Consider the following 24,869-nt stretch of genomic DNA (forward strand, 5'->3'; position numbering starts at 1 on the left):
CATTCCCGAGCCACGTCCCATGAGTATTGTGTTCTCCAGCCTGAACCATGCCCAGCGCATACCGCTGGCGGCAGAAATCCACTCGCGCCCCTTCCTGATGCTGGAGGCGCCGACCGTGCTGACCCATTTCGCCATCCTCGGCGAGCATGGGCAGCAGGAATTGCTGGCCGGGCTGTGCGGACATTTCGGCGTGACCGCGCCGGCGGCGGGGGCGAAGTACTTCAGCCATGATTTTGGGCGCTTCCGCCTGAAGTGGGAGCTGCACACCGAGTTCGCCACTTTCACCTTCGCCGAATCCGTGGCCAGCATGCCGCTGCCGGAAGCAGCCTTCGCCAGCATGCCCTCGCGCCACCTGCCGGAGCAATGGCTGCTGGAGCTGCAGGGCAGGGTGCTGGTGGCGTCGCACGTGCTGCTGGCGCGCCCCGGCGGTAGCCAGGCCGCCTTCGCGGCCAGCCTGCAGCGCGTGTTCCAGGGCGCCCCGCTGGCGGGCAGCCAGGTCATGAACGGCGGCGAGCTGTGGACCGATTTTGCCATCCATGCCGATGGCTTCAGCCGCTTTGTCATCTGCGATACGGTCATGCACGAGCAGCAGGCCGGGCGCCTGGTGCAGCGCGTGCTTGAAATTGAAACCTACCGCATGATGGCCTTGTTGGCTTTGCCGCTGGCCCACACCGCGGTGCCGGAGCTGAATGCGGTGGAGGCGGAGCTGGCCGCCCTGGCCGGCGCGCTGGTGGAGGCGGATGGCAAGCTGGATGACGGCTCCATCGAGCAGAAGCTGCTGGACCGCATTACCCACCTGGCCGCGCGCATCGAAAAAGTCTCGGCCGACACCAGCTACCGTTTCGCCGCCGCCAAAGCCTATTTCGGGCTGGTCAATGCGCGCATCGAGGAGCTGCGCGAGCTGCGCATTGAAGGCGCGCCTACCGTGGAGGAATTCATGGAGCGCCGCCTGGAACCGGCCATGAAGACCTGCGAGGCGGTCGCCGCGCGCCAGCAGGCGCTGGCCGGGCGCATCGCCAACTGCAACGACCTGCTGCGCACGCGCGTGGGCATCGTGCAGGAGGCGCAGAACCGCAAGATCCTGCAGTCGATGAATGCGCGCGCCGCGCAGCAACTGCGCTTGCAGCAGGCGGTCGAGGGCCTGTCGGTGGCGGCGATCTCCTATTACCTGGTGGGGCTGGTCGGCTATACCGCCAAGGGCGCCAAGGCGCTGGGCTGGGTCGGCAATCCCGAATTGCTGATGGGCGTGATGGTGCCGGTCGTTGCGCTGGCGGTCTGGATCGGCTTGCGCTGCATGCACAAGCGGCTGCACCAGGCATGAAGCGCGGCATCCGCACGACAGGCGCGTTGGCGGCGCTGGCGCTGGGCATGGTGCTGGCCGGCTGCAGCGCGCCGCAGCCTTCGTCGCCGCGCGCGGCGGCGTTGGCGACGAGCGTGTCCGGCTTGCGCTTTATCGGCGAGCAGCGCGTGGCGCACCAGGCGCTGTACGAGGGCACCATGCTGGGCGGCTTTTCCGGGCTTGATTACGACGCCGCGCGCGGCCGTTGGCTGGTCGCCTCGGATGACCGCTGCACGCACAATGCGGCGCGCTTCTACGAGGCCCATCTGGAGTTCGATGCGCAGGCATTCCACGCCATTCGCTTCGTCGGCGTGCGCTATTTCCGCGATGGGGAAGGCAAAGACTATTCCGCAGCCAAGGGCGGTTGCGGCAGTATCGATGTGGAGGCGATCCGCATCGACCCGCGCGACGGCAGCATCTGGTTCGGCAGCGAAGGCGACCGCCGTTACGGCCTCGATCCCTTCATCGCCCACGCCACGCGCGACGGCCGGCGCGTGGGCCTGCTGCCCTTGCCCGAGGCGTTCCGCGTGCATAAAGAAGAGGAGCGCGGCTCGCGCTATAACGCCACGTTTGAAGGGATCGCCTTCGCGCCCGGCGGCGACAGCCTGTGGGCGTCGAACGAATGGCCGCTGTATGCCGACGGACCGCTGCCCACTTCGCAGCAGGGCGCCCCGCTGCGCATGACGCAGTTCGGGCGCGACGGCAGCGTGTTGCGCCAGTTCGCCTACCAGCTGGACGCGATTCCCGCGCCGTCGCTGCCAGGCAAAATGGCCGAAAACGGCGTCTCGGAAATCCTCGTCATGGCGGACGGCGAGCTGCTGGTGCTGGAGCGCGCGACGGTGCAGGGCGCGGATGGCCGCCACGTCAATTACATCCGCCTGTACGCGACGGATGCGCGCGCGGCGAGCGATGTGAAGGCGCTGCCGGCGCTGGCCGGCGCCAGCTATACGCCGGCGCGCAAACGGCTGGTGCTGGACTTGGGCACGCTCGGCCTGCCGCGCGTCGACAACCTGGAGGCGATGGCCTGGGGCCCGCGCCTGCCGAACGGCCACGCCACCCTGGTGCTGGCGAGCGACGACAATTTCGGCAAGAGCCAGGTGAGCCAGTTCCTGCTGTTCGAAGTGCTGCCGTAACGGTTAGCGCTTGGCGCTGATGCGCGCCATCAGGCTGCCGACCTGTTCCACCGCTTCCGGCGTCATGCTGGTGAACTGGCAGCCGATGTGCAGCTGCTCGCCGAGCAGGAAGGAGCGGTAGGAGCGCGTCGCGCGGATTTCCATCTCGGCCACAAAGACCGGTTCCGCGTCGCCCAGTTCCAGCACGATATCGCGCAGCTTGCGGCCCTTGAGCAGCCCTTTGGCGTCGCCGCGCGAGCAGCGCAGGCCAATGCCGCCGTGCGCGAAGTCGTACACCGGCAACTCGAAGGGCGTGCCGTTCATGACGAAAGCCGCCGTGAAGTTGGCGCCCAGCGGCGACTCCACGCGCACCGAGTTGCGGCGGTTCAGCACCGCGCAGGTTTCCGGGAACACCATTGGCACCAGCTGCGCTTGGCCGGGCGTGCTTTTCCAGCTGCCGGACAGGCGGAACTGCAGCTTGGCCGTGCGCAGGCAGGCGACAAAGGTGATGTCGCCCGACGGCAGGGTTTCCCCTTCGTTCAGTTGCATCACGAAGTGCGGCAGCTCGGGATCGACCGACAAGATCCGTCCCAGCACGGGTTCGCGGCTTCCCGGCGCGTACATGGAAATCGCATCGCCGTTTTCGGCCAGCAGGGTCAGGGCATCCCCGATATCGTCCTCGGTCGTCATATCGTACGAGGTGGATGTGGGCGGGAACGGCAATATCGCGTCTTGCGGCCGTGGCGGTCCCTTTCGGATACCGGCGGCAATAGGTTCATTCAGCAGCATGGTGTTCAGACGTTGTTTGGGTCTTCAGATCATCATGATAGTGACTGGATTGCTGGTCGGCAAAGTAATTTGTATTTTAGTAATGTAGGAAGTGCTCTCGAAACCGGCCTGGTTGCGGGACGCCGGCGCGGCCCCGCCCGAGTGAAACTACTGGAATTTTAATTGTCGAATTGTTCATCAATCCGGTGTGGTAAAAAGGCCGCACGCGCCGTGGGCTTTATTCCACTTAGTGGAATGGTTTATTGCCGCCGGCGGTGATTCTCAATATTCGCAGCATGGATCACACTGTCATCACTCAATGAACAAGGAGATCCCCATGAAGCTGTACTACCACCCCATTTCCGGCCACGCCCACCGCGCCCACCTGTTCCTGTCCCTGCTGGGCCTGGACTTCGAGCTGGTGGAGGTGGATCTGATGAAGGCCGAGCAGAAGAGCGAAGCCTTCCTGCAACTGAACCCCTTCGGCCAGGTGCCGGTGCTGGAAGACCAGGGCACGGTCATCGCCGACTCCAACGCCATCCTGGTCTACCTGGCGGCGCGCTATGGCAATTCGAACTGGCTGCCGCAGGATCCGGTGGGCGCGGCCAATGTGCAGCGCTGGCTGTCCGTGGCGGCGGGCGAAATCGCCAGCGGCCCGGCCACGGCGCGCATCATCAAGCTGTTCAAGAAACCGGCCGACCCGGCCGACGCCATCGCGCGCGCCCACCGCATCCTGGGCCTGATCGACAGCGCGCTGGCGCACAGCGAATGGATTGCCGCCGGCTGGCCGACCATCGCCGACGTGGCGCTGTACAGCTACATCGCACGCGCGCCGGAAGGCAATGTGGACCTGGCGCCGTACGGTCATGTGACAGCGTGGCTGGCGCGCGTCGAAGCGCTGCCGCGCTTCCAGCCCTTCATCAAAACGCCGGTGGGGTTGGCAGCATGAACGGGCCCTGGCACGCAGGCGAAATCGCGCTGCAGGACACGCTGGGCGTCGCCGCCCGCATGGACGAAATCGGCCGCAAGGTGATCCGCAACTACATGCCGGACCAGCACCGCGACTTTTTCGCCCGGCTGCCGTTCGCGGTGTTCGGCACGGTCGATAGCGCGGGACGGCCGTGGGCCACGCTGCGTGCCGGGGAGGAGGGCTTCATGCATTCGCCGCAACCGCAAAGCCTGGTGGTGGAGCTGCCGCCGCAGCCGGACGATCCGGCCCAGGCCGGCCTGCGCGACGGCGCGGCGGTCGGCATGCTGGGGATCGAGCTGCACACGCGCCGCCGCAACCGCCTGAACGGGCGCCTGCGCGCGCTGGACGAGGGGCGCTTTGAGATCGGCGTGGGCGAGTCGTTCGGCAACTGCCCGCAGTACATCCATGTGCGCGACTACCGCTTCGAGCGCCAGCCGGGCGAGCCTTCCGGCTTGCCGGCGCGCCGCCTGCCGCAATTCGACGCGCTGGCGCGCGACCTGGTTGGACGCGCGGGCACGTTCTTCGTCGCGACGTATTCGGGCGAGGGCGAGGCGATGCGGGTCGATGTGTCGCACCGTGGCGGGCCGCCGGGCTTTGTGCGCATCGGGCGCGATGGCACGCTGGTGGTGCCGGACTACGAGGGCAACCGCTTCTTTTCCACGCTGGGCAATATCCTGCTGAATGGTAAGGCCGGGCTGGTGTTCCCGGACTTTGACAGCGGCGGCCTGCTGCAAATGAGCGGCGACGCGCGCGTGGTGCTGGACGGGCCGGAACGGCACTGGGAATTCACCCCGCGCGAGATCGTGTGGCGCGAGGATGCCTTGCCTCTGAGGTGGGCGCTGCAGGCGGCGTAACTCTGCTACCATGCCACGCATGGACAGGGCTTTCCCCGCTGCGCCGGGCAGGACCAGGCTGGATGCTTTTACCGCCGTGTATGAGCACAGCCCCTACCTGGCTTTTATGATGGACGCCAAGGGCACACTGCTTGCGGCGAATGCCCATGCGCGCCGCATTGAGCGGGAACTCGGCGCCGGCGGCCAGGCTTTCGCCCTGTTCCGCAGCTGGGCTGCGGTGGAGCTGCGCGACGACGCCATTCCCGAAGCCATGCGGCGCGGCGTCTGGCGCGGCGAGCTGGCGCTGCGCGAAACGCAAGGCGATGGCGCCCCGGTGTCGCTGGCGCTGGAATATTATGCCGGGCACGATGATCAGCCGGAGTGCTTCCGTTGCATCGTCACACCTTTGCCGGAAGCCGATTCGTATGGCTCGCGCCTGCGCTTCAAGCGCCTGTTCGACCAGCACCCGCATCCAATGTGGGTATACGACCTGGAGACGCTGCGCTTCCTGGTGGTGAACCGCGCCGCCACCGAGGTGTACCGCTACAGCGAAGAAGAATTCCTGGCGATGACCATCGAGGATATCCGCCCGCCGCAGGAGCTGGCGCGCCTGCACGCCGACCTGGCGGCGACAGCGGGGGCGGGGCCGCAGCAATCGGGCGCCTGGACCCATCGGCGCAAGGACGGGCGCCTGCTGCGGGTGGAGATTTCCTCGCACCCGCTGATGCTGGCCGCGCACCGGGCGCGCTTCGTCGTGGCGCATGACGTGACGGACCGCCTGCGCATTGAGAAAGCGCTGCACGAATCGCAGGAGATGACGCGGCTGGTGGTCGACCATATCCCGCACCAGATCTTCTGGAAGGATATGGACCTGCAATACCGCGGCTGCAACGACGTCTTCCTGCGCGCCGCCGGCCTGGCCAGCCAGTGCGAGGTGGTGGGCAAGAGCGACTTCGACTTTCCCTGGGCGCATAACGCGCAGCGCATCCGCGCCGACGATACCGAGATCCTGCGCCATGGCACGCCGCGCCTGAACCGCGAAGACCACCTGCTGTTCGCCGATGGCAGCGTGCACTGGTTCCTGATCAACAAGCTGCCGCTGCACGACCAGGCCGGCAAGACCATCGGCCTGCTTGGCACCATCGAGGACATCACCGAGCGCAAGCAGGTGGAACTGATGCTGCAGCTGCATAACCGCGCCCTGGAGTCGAGCAACAACGCCATTGCCATTACCGCCATCTGCGACGGCAGCGACGCTATCGAGTATGCCAATCCCGCGCTGGCCGAGCTGACCGGGCACCCGCTGCAGGAGCTGTCCGGGCGCAGCCTGGAAACCGTGCTGGCCGGGCAGGACGGCGAAGCCGCCCGCGCCGCCCTGCATGCGGCGGTGCATGCGCAAAGCGAGGTGCAGCTGATGTTGGAGGGCCAGCACCGCGACGGCAGTTCCTGGTGGGCGCAGCTGCACGTGGCGCCGGTGGGCGGCAGCCAGGGTTCGCACAGCCACCGCGTCTGCGTGCTGACCGACATGACGTCCACCATGAAGTACCAGGCGCAGCTCGAATACCAGGCCAGCCACGACGCGCTGACGGGACTGCCCAACCGCAACCTGTGCAGCGACCGCCTGGCGCAGGCCATCAGCTACGCGCAGCGCTATGGCCACACGGTGTGGGTGGTGTTCCTCGACCTGGACAACTTTAAGCTGGTGAACGACAACATGGGCCATGGCGCGGGCGACGAGCTGCTGCGCAGCGTGGCGCGCCGCCTGCGCGAATGCGTGCGCGACACCGATACCGTGGCGCGCATGGGCGGCGACGAATTCGTGCTGGTGCTGCTGGACGGGAATGCGGCGACGCCCTCGCAAACGGTGCTGCGCAAAATCCTGGACAGCGTGGCGGCGCCGCTGTTGCTGGCCGGGCAGCAGCAGACGGTCAGCTGCAGCATGGGCGTGGCGCTGTATCCGGCCGACAGCACCGACCCGCAGCTGCTGATGCGCTACGCTGATATCGCCATGTACCGCGCCAAGGAGGGCGGCCGCAACCAGGTGCAGTTCTACGAGCCCGCCATGCATGCGCGCATCGTGGAGCGGGCCGCCATCGAGGGCGAGTTGCGCGGCGCCCTGGCGCGCAACGAGATGTTCCTGGTGTACCAGCCCAAGGTGCACGTGGCCACCGGTGAAATCTCCGGCGTCGAGGCCTTGCTGCGCTGGCGCCACCCGACCCTGGGCCTGGTGGCGCCGGGGCGCTTTATCGGCGTGGCGGAGGAGACCGGCCTGATCGTGGAGCTGGGGCGCTGGGTGATCCAGACCGCCTGCGCCCAGAACAAGGCGTGGCAGGACGCCGGCCTGCCGCCGCTGCGGGTGGCGGTGAATGTGTCGGCGCGCCAGTTCCGCGACAAGGCGCTGGCGGACGAGGTGGTGGCGGCCCTGCATAGCACCGGCCTGCAGGCGCAGTACCTGGAGCTGGAGCTGACCGAGAGCATGATGATGCAGGATGCCGACGAGGCGGTGGCCACCGTGCAGCGCCTGAAGAAAGTCGGGGTCGGGCTGTCGATCGACGACTTCGGCACCGGTTACTCCAGCCTGGCCTACCTCAAGCTGTTCCCGATCGACTTCCTCAAGATCGACCAGTCCTTTGTGCGCGACATGCTGGGCGACCCGACGATGGCGGCGATCGTGCGCTCCGTGATTTCGCTCGGGCACAGCCTGGATTTCCGCGTCGTCGCGGAAGGGGTGGAGACGGAGGGCCAGTTGGCCTACCTGCAGCGCTACCACTGCGACGAGGCGCAGGGCTACCACCTGAGCAAGCCGATCCTGCCGGAGGAATTCGCCGCCCTGCTGGCGCAAGGGCAGGCGCGCCAGCCGGCCTTGCAGCCGGGCGAGCCATCCCTGGGCACCTTGCTGCTGCTGGACGATGAACCGAACGTGCTGTCGTCCCTGGTGCGTCTGCTGCGGCGCGATGGCTACCGCATCCTGCTGGCGCACACTGCGCAGGAAGCGTTTACCCACCTGGCCACGCACGATGTGCAGGTGGTGATGAGCGATCAGCGCATGCCGGAGATGAGCGGCACCGAATTCCTGAGCCGTGTGCGCAAGCTGTATCCGGGAACGGTGCGCATTATCCTGTCCGGCTATGCGGAGCTGGAGTCGGTGCTGGGCGCCATCAACCGCGGCGAGATCTACCGCTTCTACACCAAACCGTGGGACGACCAGGCCCTGCGCGAGAATATCCGCGAAGCTTTCCGCTACTACGAGTTACTGCACGCGTCTAGCCCTGCGACAGCACGTTGAAAGCATCCAGCAGGGTGCGCGCGCGGAACGGCTTGAGCACCACCTGTTTCACGCCGCGTTCGCGCAAGGCCGCCAGCAGCGTGTCGTCGCAGCGGCCGGCCAGCACGGCCAGCGGGATTTGGGCGTTGCTGGCGCTGCGCCCCAGGCGCACCTGGTCCAGCAGCGACAGGTCGAAGGCGTCGCCGGTGTCGATGGCGATCAGGGCGCCGTGGTAAGGCTGCTGGTTCAGCATCTGCCGCGCCAGCGCGGTGCTGGCGGCTTCCTGCACTTCGGCCACGCCGAGCGAACGGGCGGTCAGGGCCACGGTCCGCCGCAGCATGCTTTCCGGCTCGACCAGGAGCATTTGTTTCAGCTCAGGCATGCCTGGCCTCCAGCTCCTGGATGACCAGGCTGCGCAAGGTGGACAGGATCGCCATCTCGATGTCATCGAGCTGGCGTGGGCGGGTATCGATGATGCAGATCGTGCCCAAGGCATAGCCGTTGGCCAGGAGCAGCGGGGCGCCGGCGTAAAAGCGGATGTGGGGCGGCCCGGTCACCAGCGGGTTGTCGGCGAAACGCGGGTCGAGCCGGGCGTCTTCCACCACAAAGATCTCGGCGCGCAGGATGGCGTGGCCGCAGAAGGAAATGTCGCGCCCCGTTTCGCAGGTGCTGCCCATGCCGATGGCCGCCTTGAACCATTGGCGGTCGGTGTCGAGCAGGGAGATCAGGGCGATGGGCACGTCGAATTCCTGGGCCGCGAATTCAACGATCTTGTCGAAGCGCTGTTCCGGCGGGGTGTCGAGCAGCAGCAGGGCGTACAGGGCCGCCAGGCGTTCCGCTTCGTTCGGGGGCGTGGGTGCGGGCATCATGGTTTGGGTACTGTAGCACGCTTACACTTTTTAGATGCCGTTCGCTTTGGTTTTCTGGCAAGATTTAGCGCGACATAATACATACGAGGAAAGCTGATGCTGAAACTGTGGTTGAAACGCATAATCCTGGCCGTGCTGGTGCTGCTGTTGCTGACCGTGCTGGGCCTGTGGTTCTTCCTGCGCGGCAGCCTGCCCCAGCTCGACGGCAAGATCACGGCCGCCAGCCTGGCCTCGGCCGTGACGGTGCTGCGCGACGACAAGGGCGTCCCTTCCATCAGCGGCACCGACCGCAACGACGTGGCGTATGCGACCGGTTTTGTGCACGCGCAGGACCGCTTTTTCCAGATGGACCTGCTGCGCCGCATGCCAGCCGGCGAATTGTCCGAACTGTTTGGCGAGAAGGCGCTGGAGACCGACCGCATCCACCGCCTGCACCGTTTCCGCGCGCGCGCCGCGCTGGCGATCCAGGCCATGCCGGCCGCCGACCGCAAGCTGCTGGAGCGCTATACCGCCGGCGTGAACGACGGGCTGAACGCGCTGGGCACCCGTCCTTTCGAATATGGCCTGGTGGGCGCGGCCCCGCGCCCGTGGGCGCTGGAGGACTCCTACCTGGTGGCCCTGGCCATGTACATCGACCTGCAGGTGACGGGTATCGGGCGCGAACTGGCGCGCGGCTGGCTGCGCGAGAATGCGAACGCGGAGCAACTGGCCTTCCTGCTGCCGGAATCGAGCCAGTGGGATGCGCCGCTGGATGCGGCCGGCATGGCGGCGCCGGACGCGCCGATCCCGGCGCGCGCGCCGGACTGGTGGGGCAAGGGCATTGCGAAAGAGCCGGCCACGCTGGCGTCGGCCGCCTTTGTCGATGGCGTGGGCAGCAATAACTGGGCGGTGTCGGGCCAGCGCAGCGCGCATGGCGGCGCCATCGTGTCGGACGATATGCACCTTGGCATCCGCCTGCCGAGCACCTGGTACCGCCTGCTGTTGCAGGTGCCGGGCGCGAACGGCAGCACGCGCCGCATTGTCGGCGTCAGCATTCCCGGCGCGCCGGCCGTGGTGGCGGGCAGCAACGGCCACGTGGCGTGGGGCTTCACCAACAGCTATGGCGACTATATCGACCTGGTGGAGGTGGCGGCGGCCAAGGACCGTCCGGGCCAGGTCAAACTGCCGGGCGGCTGGGAGACTCCGGTCGAGCGTGTGGAGCGCATCCTGGTCAAGGGCCAGGCGGCGGCCACGCTGACGGTACGCGAAACCTCATTGGGCCCGATCCTGCAGTCCGGCGGGCGCGAGTATGCGGTGCACTGGGTGGCGCACGAGCCGAACGCGGTCAACCTGGCGCTGCGCCATATGGAGGAAGCCAACAGCGTGAAAGACGCGCTGGCGCTGGCGCCCAAAGTCGGCATGCCGGCGCAAAACCTGGTGGTGGGCGACAGCGGCGGGAATATCGGCTGGACTATTTCCGGCCCACTGCCGCAACGCACGGCAGCGTCGGTCGATGCGACCTATCCGCTGGCGGCCAATGGCAGCTCGCGCGGCTGGCAGGGGCTGCTGCCGGCGGCGGCCTATCCGTCGGTGAGCAACCCGGCGGGCGGCCAGCTGGTCACGGCCAACAGCCGCCAGCTGGCGGGCGCCGAAGCGGCCAAACTGGGCGACGGCGGCTTTGACCTGGGCGCGCGGGCGCAGCAGGCGCGCGACAGCCTGGCGGCATTGGGCCCCAAGACCGACGAGCAGGGCGTATACAGTGTGATGCTGGACGACCGTGCCCTGTTCATCGGCAAGTGGCGCGAACGCGCGCTGGCCGTGCTGGACGCGGAGGCGCTGCAGGGCAAGCCGCAGCGCGCCGAGCTGGCGCGCCTGTTACAGGAGAGCTGGAACGGCCGCGCCAGCACGGATTCGGTGGCCTACCGCGCCAGCCGCGCTTTCATGTGGTCGCTGTACGAGCTGCTGTACGGCGGCGCCAATATGGAGCTGGCAAAGCTGAATAAGGACGCCAATATGCGCGCCGCCTCCAGCCGCTGGCCGGTGGTGCTGGCGCGCCTGCTGGACGAGCAGCCGGCCGGCTGGCTGCCGCAGGGCCATGCCAGCTGGAAGGCGCTGCAGCTGGCCGCGCTGGACCGCACCATCGCGCATCTGGCCAAGGACGGCAAGCCGCTGGCCGCCGCCACCTGGGGCGCGCGCAATACCGCCACCATCGCGCACCCGATCGCCGGCGCGCTGCCGGGGCTGAAAAAGTGGCTGAGCGTGCCGCCCGACCAGCTGCCGGGCGACAGCAATATGCCGCGCGTGGCCGGGCCGGCCTTTGGCCAGTCCGAGCGCATGACGGTGACCCCGGGGCGCGAGGAGTACGGCCTGTTCAATATGCCGGGCGGCCAGAGCGGCCACCCGCTGTCACCGTATTTTCTGGCCGGCCATGCCGACTGGGTGGCGGGCAAGGCGACGCCGCTGCTGCCGGGGCCGGCGGTGCATGCCCTTAAGTTCCTGAAGTAAAACGGCGCAGGAAGGCGACCGTGCGCTGCCACGCCAGGCGCGCGGCCGCTTCGTCGTAGCGCGGCGTGGTGTCGTTGTTGAAGCCGTGCTCGACGCCCGGGTAGAGGTGGTATTCATAGCGCACCCCGGCCGCTTTCAGGGCCGCCTCGTAAGCCGGCCAGCCGGCGCGGATGCGGGCATCGTTTTCCGCATCGTGGATCAGCAGGGGCGCCTTGATCCTGGCGGCTTCGGCGGCGGCCGGCTGGGAACCGTAAAAAGGCACGGCCGCCGCCAAGTCCGGCTGCACCGTGGCCAGGTAGTTGGCCATGGCGCCGCCGTAGCAGAACCCCACCACGCCGACCTTGCCATTGCCGGCTTCATGCCCGGCCAGCGCCTGGTAGGCCGCGACGAAGTCGGCCCGGGTTTTGGCCTGGTCCAGCTTGCCGAACAGCTCGCGCGCCTTGTCTTCATTGCCGGGGTAGCCACCCAGCGGGAACAGGGCGTCCGGCGCGAAGGCCAGGAAACCCTCCAGCGCCAGGCGGCGCGTAATGTCCTCGATATGCGGGTTCAGGCCGCGGTTCTCATGCACCACCAGCACGGTGGGCAGCTTGCCGCCGGCCTTGGCGGGCCGCGCCAGGTAGCCGCGCACGCTGCCGTAACCCTGCGGCGACGGGTATTCCACATAGGAGGTTTTCAAGCGTGCATCGTCGGCCGCCACCAGCGGCGCGGCGAAACTGGGCGCCATCGCGGCCAGCATGCCGGCGCCGGCGGCGGCGATGAAGTCGCGGCGGCTGAGCTGGCCGTGTACGTACTTGTCGAACAGCTGCAAAACAGAAGGGTCAAAATCGGTGGCAGTCAAGCGCGGCATCGCATTGTCTCCTTATTAACGAAAATGTGCGTTGCCAAGTGTACCCTGACTGGTTTAAGGCCGGTTTTTGGGTGCATAATAAAAATCCCAAAGCCAGCAACCCAATAGATGAGGCAAGCATGATGAACGATTTTGCGGCCGCCTCCCGGGCCACGATGCAATTCCTGCGGCAACGCCTGGGCTTCAAGCTATGGATGGTGACCCGCACCGACGGGAAGGACTGGATTGTGCTGTTCGCCGACGACAACGGTTACGGCGTGAAGGCCGGCCAGGTGTACAGCTGGGCCGAGATGCTCTGCTCGCGCATGGTCGAAGGGGCGGGACCGAATATCGCGCCGGACGTGGCGCGGGAACCCGCCTACGCCAGCGCGCAGATCCACGACAAGGTCACGGTGGGCGCCTATGTGGGCGTGCCGCTGCGGCGCGCCGACGGCACCCTGTTTGGCACCCTGTGCGGCATCGACCCCGAGCCGCAACCCGAGCGCATCCGCGACGAACAGGACATGGTGGTGCTGATGGGCGAGCTGCTGGGCGGCTTGCTGGAGGCGGAACTGTCCGGCACGGAAGCGGTGCGCAAGGCCGAGCGCAACGATGTGGACAGCACGCGCGACGAGCTGACCGGCCTGTACAACCGGCGCGGCTGGGACATGCTGGCGGCGCGCGAAGAAGAACGCTGCCGCCGCTACGGCCACCCGGCATGCGTGGTGTCGATCGACCTGGACGACCTGAAGTTCTACAACGACACCCAGGGCTACGCCTCCGGCGATGCCCTGCTGATCCGCTGCAGCAAGGCCTTGAAGGATGTAACGCGCGGCTCGGATGTGGTGGCGCGCATGGGCGGCGATGAATTCGCGATGCTGATGGTGGAGTGCGACTACTTCGACGCGCAGGCCATGCTGCTGCGGGTGCAGGAGACGCTGGCCGGCTACGATGTGCGCGCCTCGATCGGCATGGCGATGCGCAAGCCCGGTATCGACCTGGAGGAATCGCTCGCCATGGCCGATGCCGAGATGTACCGCGCCAAACGCTCACGCAAGGTTCTGAACTAGGTCGCCTTTGGCGCCGGCCCGCGAGCCGGCCGCCTTGCCCAAGCCGAACAGGGGCCGCAGCAGCGGCACCCGGCGCACCATCTCAAAGACCGCGAAGCTGATGGCCAGCGTCAACAGCACGATCAGCGCGCCTTCCAGCGCCGGCGGCAGGCCGGCGGCGCGCAGGGCCATGGCCAGGCAGATGATCAGGCTCTGGTGCAGGAGATACACCGGGAACACGGCCTGCGTCAGGTAGCGCCGCGCGGCGCTGTCGAAGTTCAGGTGCTGGTAGCCGAAAGCGCAGACGGCTAGCAGGCCGCTCCACTGGCAGGTGGCGTACAGCACGCGTCCCAGCGGCAGCCAGGCGACCTGGAAGGCCTCGCCCATCATGTAAAAACCCATCAGGCCGGCCCAGCTGGCGCAGAACAGGCCCAGGGCCTTGAAGCGCAGTGCGGCCAGGCGCTGCCAGAAACCGTCCTGGCGCGCCATGGCGGCGCCGAACAGGAACATTGGCAGGCTCAGGGCGTGGTTGTGCCAGTCGGCGGTCAGGTTGTGGGTGTGCGGCCAGTAGGGCAGCAGAAGGATGCGGCCAAGGGCGAGGAAGGCGACCGGCAGCAGGAACAGCTTCCAGCCCTGCAGGTGGCGCAGCAGGCCGGCACCGGCCGCTTGCACGCGGCGGCTGCCGACGGCGGCCAGCAGCAGGGTGTAGAGCCACAGGTAGGGCAGGAACCAGAGGTGGTTCCAGGTCGGCATATCCAGGCAGCCGTTCTGGTCGCAGAAACCGTCGTAGCCGGTCACGTACAGCTGCATGAAGTCGAAGTAGTCGCCCTGGTAGGCGACGTCGGACACCACCTCGAAGTAGGATTGGGGCGGCACGATGAAGAACATGCCGAACACCAGCGGCAGCAGCAGGCGCTTGCTGCGCTCCTTCGCCAGCCCTTTGCCGCCCAGTTTATCGAGCAGGAAAGCGGCCGCCGCGCCGCCGATCAGGAACAGCAGCGACATGCGCCAGGGCGAGGAGAGCAGCATCAGCGGCTCGATGGTGCTGCCGGCGGCGGGCGACTTCACGTGCCAGTCCCAGCTCACGTAGTACATGCCGGTGTGGTACAGCACCAGCAGGAAGAACGCGCAGATGCGCAGCCAGTCGAGGAAGTAGAGGCGTTTGTTGTCCATGGTTGGGGGGGGGGGCTTCGCTGGTTGTCGATGGCGCAAGCTTAGGAGGCGCGGTGTGGCCCGTCGAGCCATTGGTGGCGAACGGCGGCTGGCTGGGGTGAACGGCGGCAGGGCAACTGGGACAGCCCGGTGGCGAGTCAGTTCACTTGTTTAGTGCGGCATACAAGTCCGCCTTGAAGATCCGACCCAAGGGCACGACGGCACCGTCTTGCAGCACCAGGCGGCCTTGCTGATCGATTTTTCGGACCAGGGCTAGCCGCACCGCTGCGCGCCGGTGGCAACGCACGAACTCGCCGCCCAGGCTGGACAGGAGGTCGGTCAGCGTCTGGCGCAACAGCGGGGCGTCGCCGGCGGTGTGCAGGATGACGTAATTGTCGGCGGTTTCAAGCCATTGGATATCATCGACGCGAATCACGCGGGTGACGCCGCGCTCGGTAACCAGCAACTGCCGCAATGGCGCGCCGGGCGGCAATGCTGGTGCCGGCGGCGTTGCGCCGTTGCGGGCGGCAATGCGCTCGCGCAGGCGCTGCATGGCGCGCTGCAGGCGGGCGGCGTCGAAGGGCTTGAGCAGGTAGTCGATGGCGTTGGCGTCGAAGGCCGGCACGGCGTAGGCGTCGAAGGCGGTGGCGAAGACGACCAGCGGGGCGGGGGCGGGCAGGGAGGCGGCGACTTCCAGGCCGCCGACTTCGGGCATTTGCACATCGAGGAAGATGGCGTCGGGCGCGAAGCTGGCGACTTTTTCCAGGGCTTCGATGCCGTCGCGCGCTTCGTCCACGGCGGTGATGCCGGGCTCCTGCGCCAGCATGCGGCGCAGCCTGTCGCGGGCGGGGCGTTCGTCGTCGACAATCAGGATGCGCATGGGAGCCTGATTTCTGCGCGGACGCCGCTGGGTTCGAGCTGCTTTAGGGACAGGCTGGCGTCTTCTCCGTGCAGGGCTGACAGGCGTGCACGGAGGTTGCGCATTCCTAAACCGTGTGAAAGCGGCAAACCAGGGTGCGGCCCGGAGGGCTGGACCCTGAGTTGGCCGGCGTCGTCGCTGATGGCTAATATCAGGGTGCCGCCATCCCTGTTCGCGCTGATGGCGATGTTGGTGGGGGCACGCCGGCGTTCCACGGTGTGCTTGAAGACGTTCTCCAGTAGTGGTTGCATGCTCATTACCGGTACCAGGCATTCGTTGCAGGCAGCGTCGATGTCCCATGCGATCTGCACGCGGTCGCTGAAGCGTTCCTCCATCAGCTTGGCGTAGCCGCGCAACAGGCGCAGCTCGGTGCTGAGCGGCGCTTGCTGCTGGCCACTGACGTCGAGCGTAGCGCGCAGCACGTCGGCCAGCTGCACCAGGGTGGCGTCGGCGCGTTCGACATCGGTGTGCATCAGCGAGGAGATGGTATTCAGGGCGTTGAACAAGAAGTGCGGTTGCATCTGCTGCGTGAGCTGGTGCAGCTGGGCTTCGCGCAGCTGGGCGCTGGCTTTCTCCGCCGCGCGGAAGGACAGCATGCCGAAGGTGATCAGGGTGAAGATCGCGAAGAAGATCGAGATCTTGATGTTTTCGTACACGAAGGTCTCACCCCACGGCTCATGCTCGTAGCGCGCGCCCAGCGCGGCATACACGGCGTGCCGGATGCCGAACGCCAAAGGCGTGAACAGCAGCCACCACATGGGCAGCCACAGCGCCTGGCGCGCGAACCAGCGTGCGGGCGTGACCAACTGGGCGTCGTGGCGGCGCGTGCCCAAGCGCTGCAAGGCCAGCAGCAGGGTGGCCACGGCCATGGAGGAGGTCTCCCACAGGATGGGTTGCCACAGCGGCCCGTGGTCGTTGCGCTGGAAGTCCTGCACGGCGGTGGCCACCATCATGGCCCAGAACAGCAGCCACGCGACAATGAGAGACAGCGCGGCGCGGCGGTTCATTTGGCCTGTTTCTGGTGGCGTGCTTCGACGAGGTCGATCTCGCGCACCAGCTTGCGCGCCGTTTCGTCGGAAATGTGGTGGTGGCGCGCCAGGTCGAAGATGGTGGTGCGCTCGGCCTCCATGGCGGCCAGGCGCAGGTCGCGCTCGGCCTTGTCCATTTTGCGGAAATGCTCCTTGCTCTGGTCCTCCGCCGACCAGGCCACATTCAGGCGGTACTCATAGAGGGCGATGACGCGCGCCGCCGCCTGCGGCAGCACGTCCGGATGGTGGGCGTCGGCCAGGGCCAGCTCGGCGCGCTCGATGGCGGCGATCGCTGCCGACGCGGCCTGGCGGCGCGCCATGTCTTCCTGCTGGCGCTCGGCCGGCTCCTCGGGGAAATGCATGCCGCCCAGAAGGCGCGGCAAGCCCACGCTGGCCGCCAGCAAGGAAATCAGGATCACCGAGCTGGCCAGCAGGATGGTCAGGTCGCGCGCCGGGAACGGGTCGCCGTTGGGCAGCACCAGCGGCAGCGTCAGCACGCCGGCCAGGGTAATGGCGCCGCGCGCGCCGGCCAACGCGGTGGCCAGCAGCAGGCGCCAGTGCGGCTTGTGACTTTGGGCGCCGCGCGCGCGGCGCGTGCGGCGGAACAGGGTGACGCTCAGGGTGGCCCAGACCCAGGCGAAACGCAGCGCGATCAGGCCGGCGCTGATGGCCACCGCGTACAGCACCAGCCACCATGGATTAATGTGGCCGCTCTGCTCCAGCGATTCGCTGGCGCCGCGCAGGATGTCGGGCAGCTGTTCGCCGAGCAGCACGAACATGACGCCGTTCAGGGTGAACTGCACCGTGTCCCAGACGGCGGTGCGCTGGATGCGGGTGGCCGCCATCGCCTGGCCGCCCAGCTCCACATAGCTCATGGTAATGCCGGCCGCCACCGCCGCCAGGATGCCGGAGGCGTGCAGGCGCTCGGCCACCAGATAGGCGCCGAAGGGGATCAGCAGCGACACCAGGATCGGCGAACCAGCTGGTTCGCCATAGCGCGCCGTGAGCCGGCCCTGGAGCCAGGTCACGCCCGCCGTGACGGCCACGCCGGCAGCGATGCCGGCGGCGGCCAGCCAGACAAAGGTGAGCGAGGCATTGGCCAGCGAGAAGGTACCGGTCAGCACCGCCGCCACCGCAAAGCGGAAGCACACCAGGCCGCTGGCATCGTTCAGCAAGGCTTCGCCTTCCAGGATATGCATCAGGCGCTTGGGGATGGGCGCGCGCGAAGCGATGGAGCCCACCGCAACCGGGTCGGTCGGCGACAGGATGGCGGCCAGCGCGAACGCCACCGGCAGCGGCATGGACGGGATCATCCAGTGGATGAAGTAGCCGGCGCCCAGCACGGTAAAGATCACCAGGCCCAGGGCCAGCTCCAGGATCACCACGCGGTCACGGAACAGGCCGGTGTTCGGGATGCGCCAGCCATCGAGGAACAGCAGGGGCGGGATGAAGAGCAGGAAGAACAGTTCGGGGTCGAGCTGGATGCCATGCCCGGACCAGGCGGCGATCACCGCACCCAGCGCGATCTGGACCAGGGGCAGCGGCAGGCCGGCCGGCAGCATGCGCTTTACGTAGGCGCTGGCAATCACGGCCAGCAGCATTGCCAAGACAATCTCGATAGAATCCATATAAAGATTATAGTGGCAATGTTAAGCAAAAAAGAACTTGTCAGCCCCCGGCGGCACTGTCATAATAGCGCCTCTTCTGCGGGAATAGCTCAGTTGGTAGAGCGCAACCTTGCCAAGGTTGAGGTCGAGAGTTCGAGACTCTTTTCCCGCTCCAGAATTCCAAAAAGGACACCTACGGGTGTCCTTTTTTTTGTTGTTTCCTGATCTAATCCCTCGCGGAACTTAAAAAAAGGCCGGTATACTGCCGAAACATTCCATACCAAAGGGAATGCCTATTTAAGCAGATTGGAGCGATTGATGAATTCCGTTCAACAAGAAGTTGACGAGCGCAGTAACCTGACAAACTCCAACAAGTTCGAACTGCTGCTGTTCCGCCTCGGCGTTGACGACACCAGCGGCAACTCGGAACTGTACGGCATTAACGTCTTCAAGATCCGCGAGATCGTGGCGATGCCGACCGTGACCGCAGTGGCCGGTTCCGAGCCGCATATGCTGGGCGTGGTGAACCTGCGCGGACAAATCATTCCTGTGATGGACTTGCCTGGCATCGTCGGCGTCAAGCCGAAGACCGGCCTGAACATCATGCTGGTGACCGAATTCGCGCGCACCACGCAGGCCTTCGCGGTGGAGTCGGTGGACGAGATCGTGCGCCTTGACTGGAGCCAGGTGCTGAGCGCCGAAGGCAGCCACGGCGGCGGCATGGTGACCTCCATTGCGCGCGTCGACGGCGACGTGCAGAACACCCGCCTGGCGCAGGTGCTGGACGTGGAAACCATCCTGCGCAACCTGACCCCGAGCGACGGCAAGGAAATCGACGAAACCGCTGTCGGCCGCCTGCCGCTGAAGCCGGGCACCTTTATCCTGGCGGCGGACGACTCGGTGGTCGCGCGCAACCTGATCGAGCGCGGCCTGGAAGCGATGCACGCGCCGTTCGTGATGATGAAGACCGGTAAGGAAGCCTGGGATAAGCTGAACCACATTGCCGAAGGCTGCAAGGCCGAGGGCATTCCGGTGGAAGACCGCGTGGCCCTGGTGCTGACCGACCTGGAAATGCCGGAGATGGACGGCTTTACGCTGACCCGCCTGGTGAAGCAGGATGCCCGCTTCTCCAAGATTCCGGTGGTGATCCACTCTTCGCTGTCGGGCAAGACCAACGAAGACCACGTGAAAGGCGTTGGCGCCGATGCTTACGTGGCCAAGTTCGTGGCCGAAGAACTGGCGGAAACCATCCGCAACGTGCTTACGAAGTAATTTCCTTCAGCTGCCGGCCATGGAAGCGCACATGGTCGGCGATAAAGCTGGAGATAAAGTAGTAGCCATGATCGTAGCCCGCATGCCGGCGCAGCTCCACAGGCTGGCCGACTGCGCGGCACGCATCCTCGAACACTTCCGGATACAACTGCTCCTCAAGGAACTTGTCGGCCAGGCCCTGGTCGATCAGGATGCCTTTGGGGAAGGGCGCTTGTTCCTGCGCCGCCATGAGCGCGCTCGCGTCATGCGCCAGCCAGCCGGCCTGGTCCGGACCAAGATAACCATTGAAGGCCTTGTGGCCCCAGGGGCAGCGGCTTGGCGCGGCAATCGGCGCAAAGGCCGACACGCTGCTGAACAAGTCGGGCCGGCGCAGGGCCAGGGTCAATGCGCCGTGGCCGCCCATGGAATGGCCGAAGATGCCGACGCGCTTGCCATCAACAGGTAATTCATCGATCACCAGCTGGCGCAGTTCGTGGATGTAGCTCTCCATGCGGTAGTGCTGCGACCATGGCGCTTGCGATGCGTCCACGTAGAAGCCCGCGCCTTCGCCGAAGTCCCAGCTGGTCGTTTCGCCTTCAATCCCGGCGCCGCGCGGGCTGGTGTCGGGCGACACCAGGACCAACCCTTCCTGCGCCGCGAATTGCTGCGCGCCGGCCTTGATGGCAAAGGTCTCTTCCGTGCAGGTCAGGCCGGCGAGGTAGAACAGTGCGGGCACGGGGCCTTGCGCTGCCTGTGCCGGAATGAAGATGGAGAAGCGCATTGGCAAGCCAATCGCTTTCGAGTCGTGGCGGTAAAAACGCTGTACCCCGCCATGGCATACGTGTTCGCTGATCATGTCCATGCCCGGCATTGTACCGAACTTGGGTGCGACGCGTTTTTCACAAATGCAATATAGTTGAGTTCGGAGGTAAGTTTATGACCGATCTGTTTGTCTTCTCGGAAGAACTCGCCTGGACCAGCGCCATGCTGCTCGCATGGCTTGCCGGCGAGTTTGTTCACCGCTGGACCAGGCTGCCGCGTATCAGCGTGTATGGCCTGGTGGGCTTCCTGCTGGCGCAGGCAACGCCCGATCTTCTCGTGCCGGACGGCAGCAGCCAGGTAACGCTGCTCGCCAATATCGCTTTCGGCCTGATCCTGTTTGAATTTGGTTACCGTATCAACCTGCGCTGGTTGCGCGTAAATCCCTGGATTGCCATCAGCGGCCTGGCCGAATCGGCGCTCACATTCGGCGCGGTGTATGCCATTGCGGCCTGGCAGGGCATGCCGCCGTTGACGGCGCTGCTGCTGGCATCGCTCGCCATGTCGTCTTCGCCGGCCGGCGTGCTGCGTGTGATTAACGAAGAACGCAGCTCGGGGCAGGTGACCGAGCGCGTGCTGCACCTGGTGGCGATCAACTGCGTGCTGGCGCTGTTCGTATTCAAGGTGGTGGTGGGCTTCTGGGTGTTCCAGACCTCCGGCAGCCTGACGCAGGCGGTGTCGCACAGCCTGATCGAGTTGCTGGCCTCCGCCGTGCTGGGCGCGGTGGCGGGCATGCTGACGCCGGCGCTGCTGCGCGGCCTGGGCACGCTGGCCCGCGACGGCACGGTGGCGTTTGCAATGGTGGTGATCCTGCTGGTATCGATCACCCAGGCGGCCGACCTGTCGCCGATGCTGGCGACGCTGACCTTCGGCCTGATGGCGCGCCACCGCCGCGTAACCTTCACCCGCACGCAGCGCAACTTCGGCGCCATCGGCGAGTTGCTGACGGTGCTGCTGTTCGTGTTTGCCGTGTGTACGCTGGACTGGCAGCGCGTGGTGGCCGGCGCTTCGCTTGGCTTGCTGCTGCTGATGGTGCGCTTTGCCACCAAGACGGTTGCAGTGGCGGCGTTCGCGCACGTGTCCGGCATTTCCTGGCGTAAGGGTGCGCTGATCGGCGTGGCATTGTCGCCGATGTCGGTGTTCGCGATCTTGCTGCTGGAGCAGACGCGCTATATGGGCATTGTGCTGGTCGATGAACTGGCCGCGCTGGCCGCCATGACCTTGTTCATGGAAGTGCTGGGGCCGATCATTACGCAGCGCGCGCTGGTACTGGCGCGCGAAACGGCGAAAGAGGAGGGCTGAGATGCCGTTGGAAGAATTTAAATCATCACAGCCCCTGACCATGGGGGTGGAGCTGGAGATGCAGCTGGTCAGCCTGTCGGACTTCGACCTGACGGCGTCCAGCCCGGACTTGCTGCACCTGTTGCAGCGCAAGCCGTTCCCCGGCAATGTGACGCCGGAGATCACCGAGAGCATGATCGAGATTAACACCGACGTGCACACCAAACACGGCGAGCTGCTGGCGCAGCTGCACGAAACGCGCGACACGCTGGTGAAGGCGGCCGATACGCTGAATATTGGTATCTGCGGCGGCGGCACGCATCCGTTCCAGCGCTGGTCGGAACGCAAGATCTTCTCCAAGCCGCGCTTCAAGGAAGTGTCGGCGCTGTACGGCTACCTGGCCAAGCAGTTCACCATTTTCGGCCAGCACGTGCACATCGGCTGCAGCAGCGGGGACGACGCGCTCTACCTGCTGCATGCGTTGAGCCGCTATGTGCCGCACTTTATCGCGCTGTCTGCATCTTCGCCCTATGTGCAGGGTAACGATACGCTGTTCAACTCAGCGCGCCTGAACAGCGTGTTCGCCTTCCCCATGAGCGGGCGCGCGCCCTTCATTTTGAAGTGGGACCAGTTCGAGCACGAGTTCTTCTCCAAGATGGAGCACACAGGCGTGATCAAGTCCATGAAGGACTTCTACTGGGACATCCGGCCCAAGCCGGAATACGGCACCATTGAGCTGCGCGTGTGCGACACGCCGCTGACGGTGGAGCGCGCGGCGGCGCTGGCGTGCTATCTGCAGGCGCTGTGTGCCTATCTGCTGGAGCGCAAGGAAGAGCCGCCGGCGGAGGACGACTACCTGGTGTACAACTACAACCGCTTCCAGGCTTGCCGATTCGGGTTGGATGGCACGGTGGTGCACCCCAAGACCTACGAAAGCCTGTCGCTGCGCGAGGATATCCTGACCACGCTGCGGCGCATGGATCTGCATGCCGAGGCGCTGGGAGGTAGCGCGGCACTTAATCATCTGATGCAGGTGACCCATATGGGCAGCGATGCGCATTACCTGCGCGCGCAGTATGACGCGTCGGGCAGCGTGGAGGGCGTGGTGGATGCTGCTATCGCCCGCTTCCGGGGTAATTAGCGCCGGGCTTGGGGGGATGATTGTAGGCCCGCCTCAGCTTCCAGGTGGTGCCTACACGATTCCATAGGTGGACGAACCTGGTGGTCTCCGTGCCGCGCTCGCCGGCACGTGAAAAGGTGTGGTAGCCGACCTGGAGGGCGCCGTAGCCTTTGAGTGGATAGACCTCAAGGGTGCCCGGCACCAGGGTTCGTGTAACGCCTTGGTCGTGGGGGCATGAATCCGTGGCCCTGGGGGCCTCCATAAGGCTGATGCTCGTGCGGTCGTAATAGAAAGCGTCGTCGGCGGTGAAGATTGCTTTGAATTTTTCGGCGTCGCAGGTGACGAAAGCCGCTTCAAAAAACTCGCTGTCCTTGAGCGCAAGCTCGTCGTAAAGCGAGCCGCTGCGCGATGGGTCCTCCGCCAGACAAGCGGGTGCCATCAAGGTGAGAAGGGCCGCTGCGAGGAGTGTGGTGGAGGTACGCATTGTGTTTTCGTTCGGGCGCCCGTCCGGATCGGGCTAGCGGGCACCGTTTTGCGGGTCAATCGTTACGGGCACTGGCGCATGCAGATGATGGACTCTTTCCAGCACTGGTACTCATACTCCGGCATCATGTCTGCGCATGCGTAGTACCGCTCATTGCATTCAGCGCGGCAGGTTTCCCGATCAGTGGCGGTCGCCAATTGCGACGACAGGCCAGCACCTAAAGCAAACAGAAAGATCGCGATTTTCTTCAAGTTCTTCTCCATTTTTTTGGTTGATTAGAATACGCGGAATCATATGCGCTCAGCGACTATAGGGAAGTTGCTGAAATGGTGTCAATAAATTAACGTTACTTCTTAGTTAATAGTGATGCGAATATGCATCATGGGGCGGCAAAGGCATCCGCCATCGTACTTGGGTTTTCACTTCATGCCGCGCAGGGCGATCAATTGCCAGGTCGACAGGGTAAAGGTGGCTACCAGGAGCGCGACCGATACCGTTTGCCTGAATAATTCGCTGCCATTAAGAAGGAAGAGGGAGTGGATGCCGACAGTTAGAAAACCAAGCGCAGCTAGCAGCTTGTAGTAGGTAAGGCCGGTGTGAATGTTGGATATGACTCGGCTATGCCCAGTTAATTTCATCGAGTACTGCGATGAACATGTCCCTGTCTTCGCATCTTGAGAAGTACCACTCATTGAAACCAAAGTCATAATCGGTCTTCTCGAACCAGTGAGAAGTCCAAGTCCCAGAATGTTGGTGAGGTTCTGAGACAAAGCACACCCGATACTCGGATTGCGCCTGAGAGCAAGTGACCATCCGCCGGTCCAAATTTTTGCCAACACCAGCGATTCGCAAAATCAAGCTCAGGGTAAGACACTTTAAGCATCACTGAGAATGAAAAGCGCTTGATGATTTCGTTCCGAGAAGCCTCATCCGATAAAGCGTACTCTTCTGGATGTGAACACTCCGAAAGATACGCCTCGAAGCTCGATCTCTCTAAGGTTCGTTGGACAGTTGTCATTGCCGATAACTTCAATATGGGGCCGAACGTGTGTGAATTCACCGGACTGCGCGGCCTTATGCGCAGATCCGGTGGAATGAAAGGTTATGCTTTTAGCCCGATGCAAACTGGGTTCCTTTGGGCCATTCGGCGGTTGCGCGAAATTCACTGAGTACCTTCCAGGCTGCCTTTTCGAATCTCTTTTCCGAATCATCACCAGCCATAGGAAAAAGAAGTTCGGCACTTAGAGTTGCCTTGTCGAAGCGGAAAAGACCACGGCATTCGCCAGCCTGCATGTGGCGGCTCTCGTAGCGCGGGTCTTTGCACCAAAGATTCGCGATAAAGAAATAATCGACGAATTGTGCGGTTTCTTTGTCTTTGATGATGCCGATCGATTGCGCATCGACCCGCATGTCTTCAGCTAGCTTTATATTTTGCGGCATAACGTTTCACGCTAACCGGCACGACAAAGCGCAGCTTTGGCGTGTCCAGCGAACGAAGTGAGCGAGGTTGAGCATGTTGTTAGCCTTTAGTGCCACAAGCATCATTGTCATTATTTCGTTCATTGAGAACGGTTACAACTCCCTCTTTAATTTCGAGCTCGAGCTCCGTTCGGTAGATCGACCGACTCGAAGAATCTCGGCATAGCCAATCTAGTCTGGCACTGTGCAAACCGCTAACCCAGTCTGCGATTAG

At 65.0% G+C, this 24,869-nt stretch carries 23 protein-coding genes and 1 tRNA gene; 11 read left to right on the forward strand and 13 right to left on the reverse strand.

Annotation, left to right across the window (positions count from 1 at the left end; all coding sequences use genetic code 11):
• The first annotated feature begins 19 nt into the window (after nt 1-19).
• Nucleotides 20-1,321, forward strand: coding sequence for a DUF3422 family protein (locus tag GTP41_RS14375; protein ID WP_161026254.1), 1,302 nt, complete (start codon nt 20-22; stop codon nt 1,319-1,321).
• Complete coding sequence (locus GTP41_RS14380; RefSeq protein ID WP_161026255.1) at nt 1,318-2,472, forward strand: esterase-like activity of phytase family protein; 1,155 nt, start codon at nt 1,318-1,320, stop codon at nt 2,470-2,472. Before GTP41_RS14375 ends, GTP41_RS14380 begins: the two co-directional genes overlap by 4 nt.
• Nucleotides 2,473-2,475: 3 nt before the next feature.
• On the opposite strand, the gene GTP41_RS14385 is transcribed toward GTP41_RS14380, so the two are convergent.
• Nucleotides 2,476-3,174, reverse strand: a complete 699-nt coding sequence (locus tag GTP41_RS14385; protein WP_229502863.1) for a PilZ domain-containing protein — start codon at nt 3,172-3,174, stop codon at nt 2,476-2,478.
• A gap of 382 nt (nt 3,175-3,556) precedes the next feature.
• On the opposite strand from GTP41_RS14385, the gene GTP41_RS14390 reads away from it, so the two are divergent.
• Genes GTP41_RS14390 through GTP41_RS14400 form a run of 3 tightly spaced genes read left to right on the forward strand, consistent with a single transcriptional unit; the run spans nt 3,557 to nt 8,308 of the window.
• Nucleotides 3,557-4,168 (forward strand): glutathione S-transferase family protein, encoded by a 612-nt coding sequence (locus GTP41_RS14390; protein WP_161026257.1) that lies wholly within the window; start codon nt 3,557-3,559, stop codon nt 4,166-4,168.
• Nucleotides 4,165-5,043 (forward strand): pyridoxamine 5'-phosphate oxidase family protein, encoded by an 879-nt coding sequence (locus GTP41_RS14395; protein WP_161026258.1) that lies wholly within the window; start codon nt 4,165-4,167, stop codon nt 5,041-5,043. Before GTP41_RS14390 ends, GTP41_RS14395 begins: the two co-directional genes overlap by 4 nt.
• 19 nt (nt 5,044-5,062) lie before the next feature.
• On the forward strand, nt 5,063-8,308 hold the full coding sequence (locus GTP41_RS14400; protein ID WP_161026259.1) for an EAL domain-containing protein: 3,246 nt from the start codon (nt 5,063-5,065) through the stop codon (nt 8,306-8,308).
• Here the strand turns inward: GTP41_RS14400 and GTP41_RS14405 are convergent.
• Nucleotides 8,286-8,669 (reverse strand): DNA-binding transcriptional response regulator, encoded by a 384-nt coding sequence (locus GTP41_RS14405; RefSeq protein WP_161026260.1) that lies wholly within the window; start codon nt 8,667-8,669, stop codon nt 8,286-8,288. The two genes, GTP41_RS14400 and GTP41_RS14405, sit on opposite strands and share 23 nt — an antisense overlap.
• A complete protein-coding gene (locus GTP41_RS14410) occupies nt 8,662-9,156 on the reverse strand; it encodes a GAF domain-containing protein (protein ID WP_161026261.1) in 495 nt (164 codons plus the stop codon). The genes GTP41_RS14405 and GTP41_RS14410 overlap by 8 nt, the downstream gene beginning before the upstream one ends.
• A 96-nt stretch (nt 9,157-9,252) precedes the next feature.
• Between GTP41_RS14410 and GTP41_RS14415 the strand changes: the two genes are divergently transcribed.
• A complete protein-coding gene (locus tag GTP41_RS14415; protein WP_161026262.1) occupies nt 9,253-11,640 on the forward strand; it encodes a penicillin acylase family protein in 2,388 nt (795 codons plus the stop codon).
• Here the strand turns inward: GTP41_RS14415 and GTP41_RS14420 are convergent.
• Nucleotides 11,624-12,487 (reverse strand): dienelactone hydrolase family protein, encoded by an 864-nt coding sequence (locus tag GTP41_RS14420; protein WP_161026263.1) that lies wholly within the window; start codon nt 12,485-12,487, stop codon nt 11,624-11,626. The two genes, GTP41_RS14415 and GTP41_RS14420, sit on opposite strands and share 17 nt — an antisense overlap.
• Before the next feature lie 119 nt (nt 12,488-12,606).
• Here GTP41_RS14420 and GTP41_RS14425 point away from each other — a divergent pair, with 119 nt between their 5' ends.
• Nucleotides 12,607-13,536, forward strand: a complete 930-nt coding sequence (locus GTP41_RS14425) for a sensor domain-containing diguanylate cyclase (protein WP_161026264.1) — start codon at nt 12,607-12,609, stop codon at nt 13,534-13,536.
• On the opposite strand, the gene GTP41_RS14430 is transcribed toward GTP41_RS14425, so the two are convergent.
• The 4 genes from GTP41_RS14430 to GTP41_RS14445 all read right to left on the reverse strand — a co-directional run bounded on the left by GTP41_RS14430 (nt 13,516) and on the right by GTP41_RS14445 (nt 18,242).
• Entirely contained in the window at nt 13,516-14,688 is a 1,173-nt protein-coding gene (locus GTP41_RS14430) for an acyltransferase family protein (RefSeq protein ID WP_161026265.1), read from the reverse strand. The two genes, GTP41_RS14425 and GTP41_RS14430, sit on opposite strands and share 21 nt — an antisense overlap.
• 142 nt (nt 14,689-14,830) lie before the next feature.
• Complete coding sequence (locus GTP41_RS14435) at nt 14,831-15,547, reverse strand: LytR/AlgR family response regulator transcription factor (RefSeq protein WP_161026266.1); 717 nt, start codon at nt 15,545-15,547, stop codon at nt 14,831-14,833.
• Entirely contained in the window at nt 15,535-16,593 is a 1,059-nt protein-coding gene (locus GTP41_RS14440; RefSeq protein ID WP_161026267.1) for a sensor histidine kinase, read from the reverse strand. The genes GTP41_RS14435 and GTP41_RS14440 overlap by 13 nt, the downstream gene beginning before the upstream one ends.
• On the reverse strand, nt 16,590-18,242 hold the full coding sequence (locus tag GTP41_RS14445; protein WP_161026268.1) for a Na+/H+ antiporter: 1,653 nt from the start codon (nt 18,240-18,242) through the stop codon (nt 16,590-16,592). Before GTP41_RS14445 ends, GTP41_RS14440 begins: the two co-directional genes overlap by 4 nt.
• A 78-nt stretch (nt 18,243-18,320) precedes the next feature.
• On the opposite strand from GTP41_RS14445, the gene GTP41_RS14450 reads away from it, so the two are divergent.
• A tRNA-Gly gene (locus GTP41_RS14450) sits at nt 18,321-18,396 on the forward strand.
• 143 nt (nt 18,397-18,539) lie between these two features.
• Nucleotides 18,540-19,493: a chemotaxis protein gene (locus GTP41_RS14455; protein ID WP_161026269.1), complete on the forward strand. Its 954-nt coding sequence runs from the start codon at nt 18,540-18,542 to the stop codon at nt 19,491-19,493.
• On the opposite strand, the gene fghA is transcribed toward GTP41_RS14455, so the two are convergent.
• A complete protein-coding gene (gene fghA, locus GTP41_RS14460) occupies nt 19,483-20,334 on the reverse strand; it encodes an S-formylglutathione hydrolase (RefSeq protein WP_161026270.1) in 852 nt (283 codons plus the stop codon). The two genes, GTP41_RS14455 and fghA, sit on opposite strands and share 11 nt — an antisense overlap.
• Nucleotides 20,335-20,408: 74 nt before the next feature.
• Here fghA and GTP41_RS14465 point away from each other — a divergent pair, with 74 nt between their 5' ends.
• Together GTP41_RS14465 and GTP41_RS14470 are read left to right on the forward strand one after the other, a co-directional pair.
• Nucleotides 20,409-21,593 (forward strand): cation:proton antiporter, encoded by a 1,185-nt coding sequence (locus tag GTP41_RS14465; RefSeq protein WP_161026271.1) that lies wholly within the window; start codon nt 20,409-20,411, stop codon nt 21,591-21,593.
• 1 nt (nt 21,594) lies between these two features.
• Nucleotides 21,595-22,713, forward strand: coding sequence for a YbdK family carboxylate-amine ligase (locus GTP41_RS14470; RefSeq protein WP_161026272.1), 1,119 nt, complete (start codon nt 21,595-21,597; stop codon nt 22,711-22,713).
• Here the strand turns inward: GTP41_RS14470 and GTP41_RS14475 are convergent.
• The 4 genes from GTP41_RS14475 to GTP41_RS14490 form a co-directional block, all read right to left on the reverse strand.
• Entirely contained in the window at nt 22,688-23,176 is a 489-nt protein-coding gene (locus GTP41_RS14475) for a nuclear transport factor 2 family protein (RefSeq protein ID WP_161026273.1), read from the reverse strand. The two genes, GTP41_RS14470 and GTP41_RS14475, sit on opposite strands and share 26 nt — an antisense overlap.
• Nucleotides 23,177-23,238: 62 nt before the next feature.
• Nucleotides 23,239-23,427 (reverse strand): hypothetical protein, encoded by a 189-nt coding sequence (locus GTP41_RS14480; RefSeq protein WP_161026274.1) that lies wholly within the window; start codon nt 23,425-23,427, stop codon nt 23,239-23,241.
• Nucleotides 23,428-23,595: 168 nt separating this feature from the next.
• On the reverse strand, nt 23,596-23,883 hold the full coding sequence (locus GTP41_RS14485; protein ID WP_161026275.1) for a DUF6713 family protein: 288 nt from the start codon (nt 23,881-23,883) through the stop codon (nt 23,596-23,598).
• 403 nt (nt 23,884-24,286) lie between these two features.
• Nucleotides 24,287-24,616: a hypothetical protein gene (locus tag GTP41_RS14490; protein ID WP_161026276.1), complete on the reverse strand. Its 330-nt coding sequence runs from the start codon at nt 24,614-24,616 to the stop codon at nt 24,287-24,289.
• Between the last annotated feature and the right edge of the window lie 253 nt (nt 24,617-24,869).

It is taken from the genome of Pseudoduganella guangdongensis (assembly GCF_009857475.1).
Classification (GTDB): domain Bacteria; phylum Pseudomonadota; class Gammaproteobacteria; order Burkholderiales; family Burkholderiaceae_D; genus Rugamonas; species Rugamonas guangdongensis.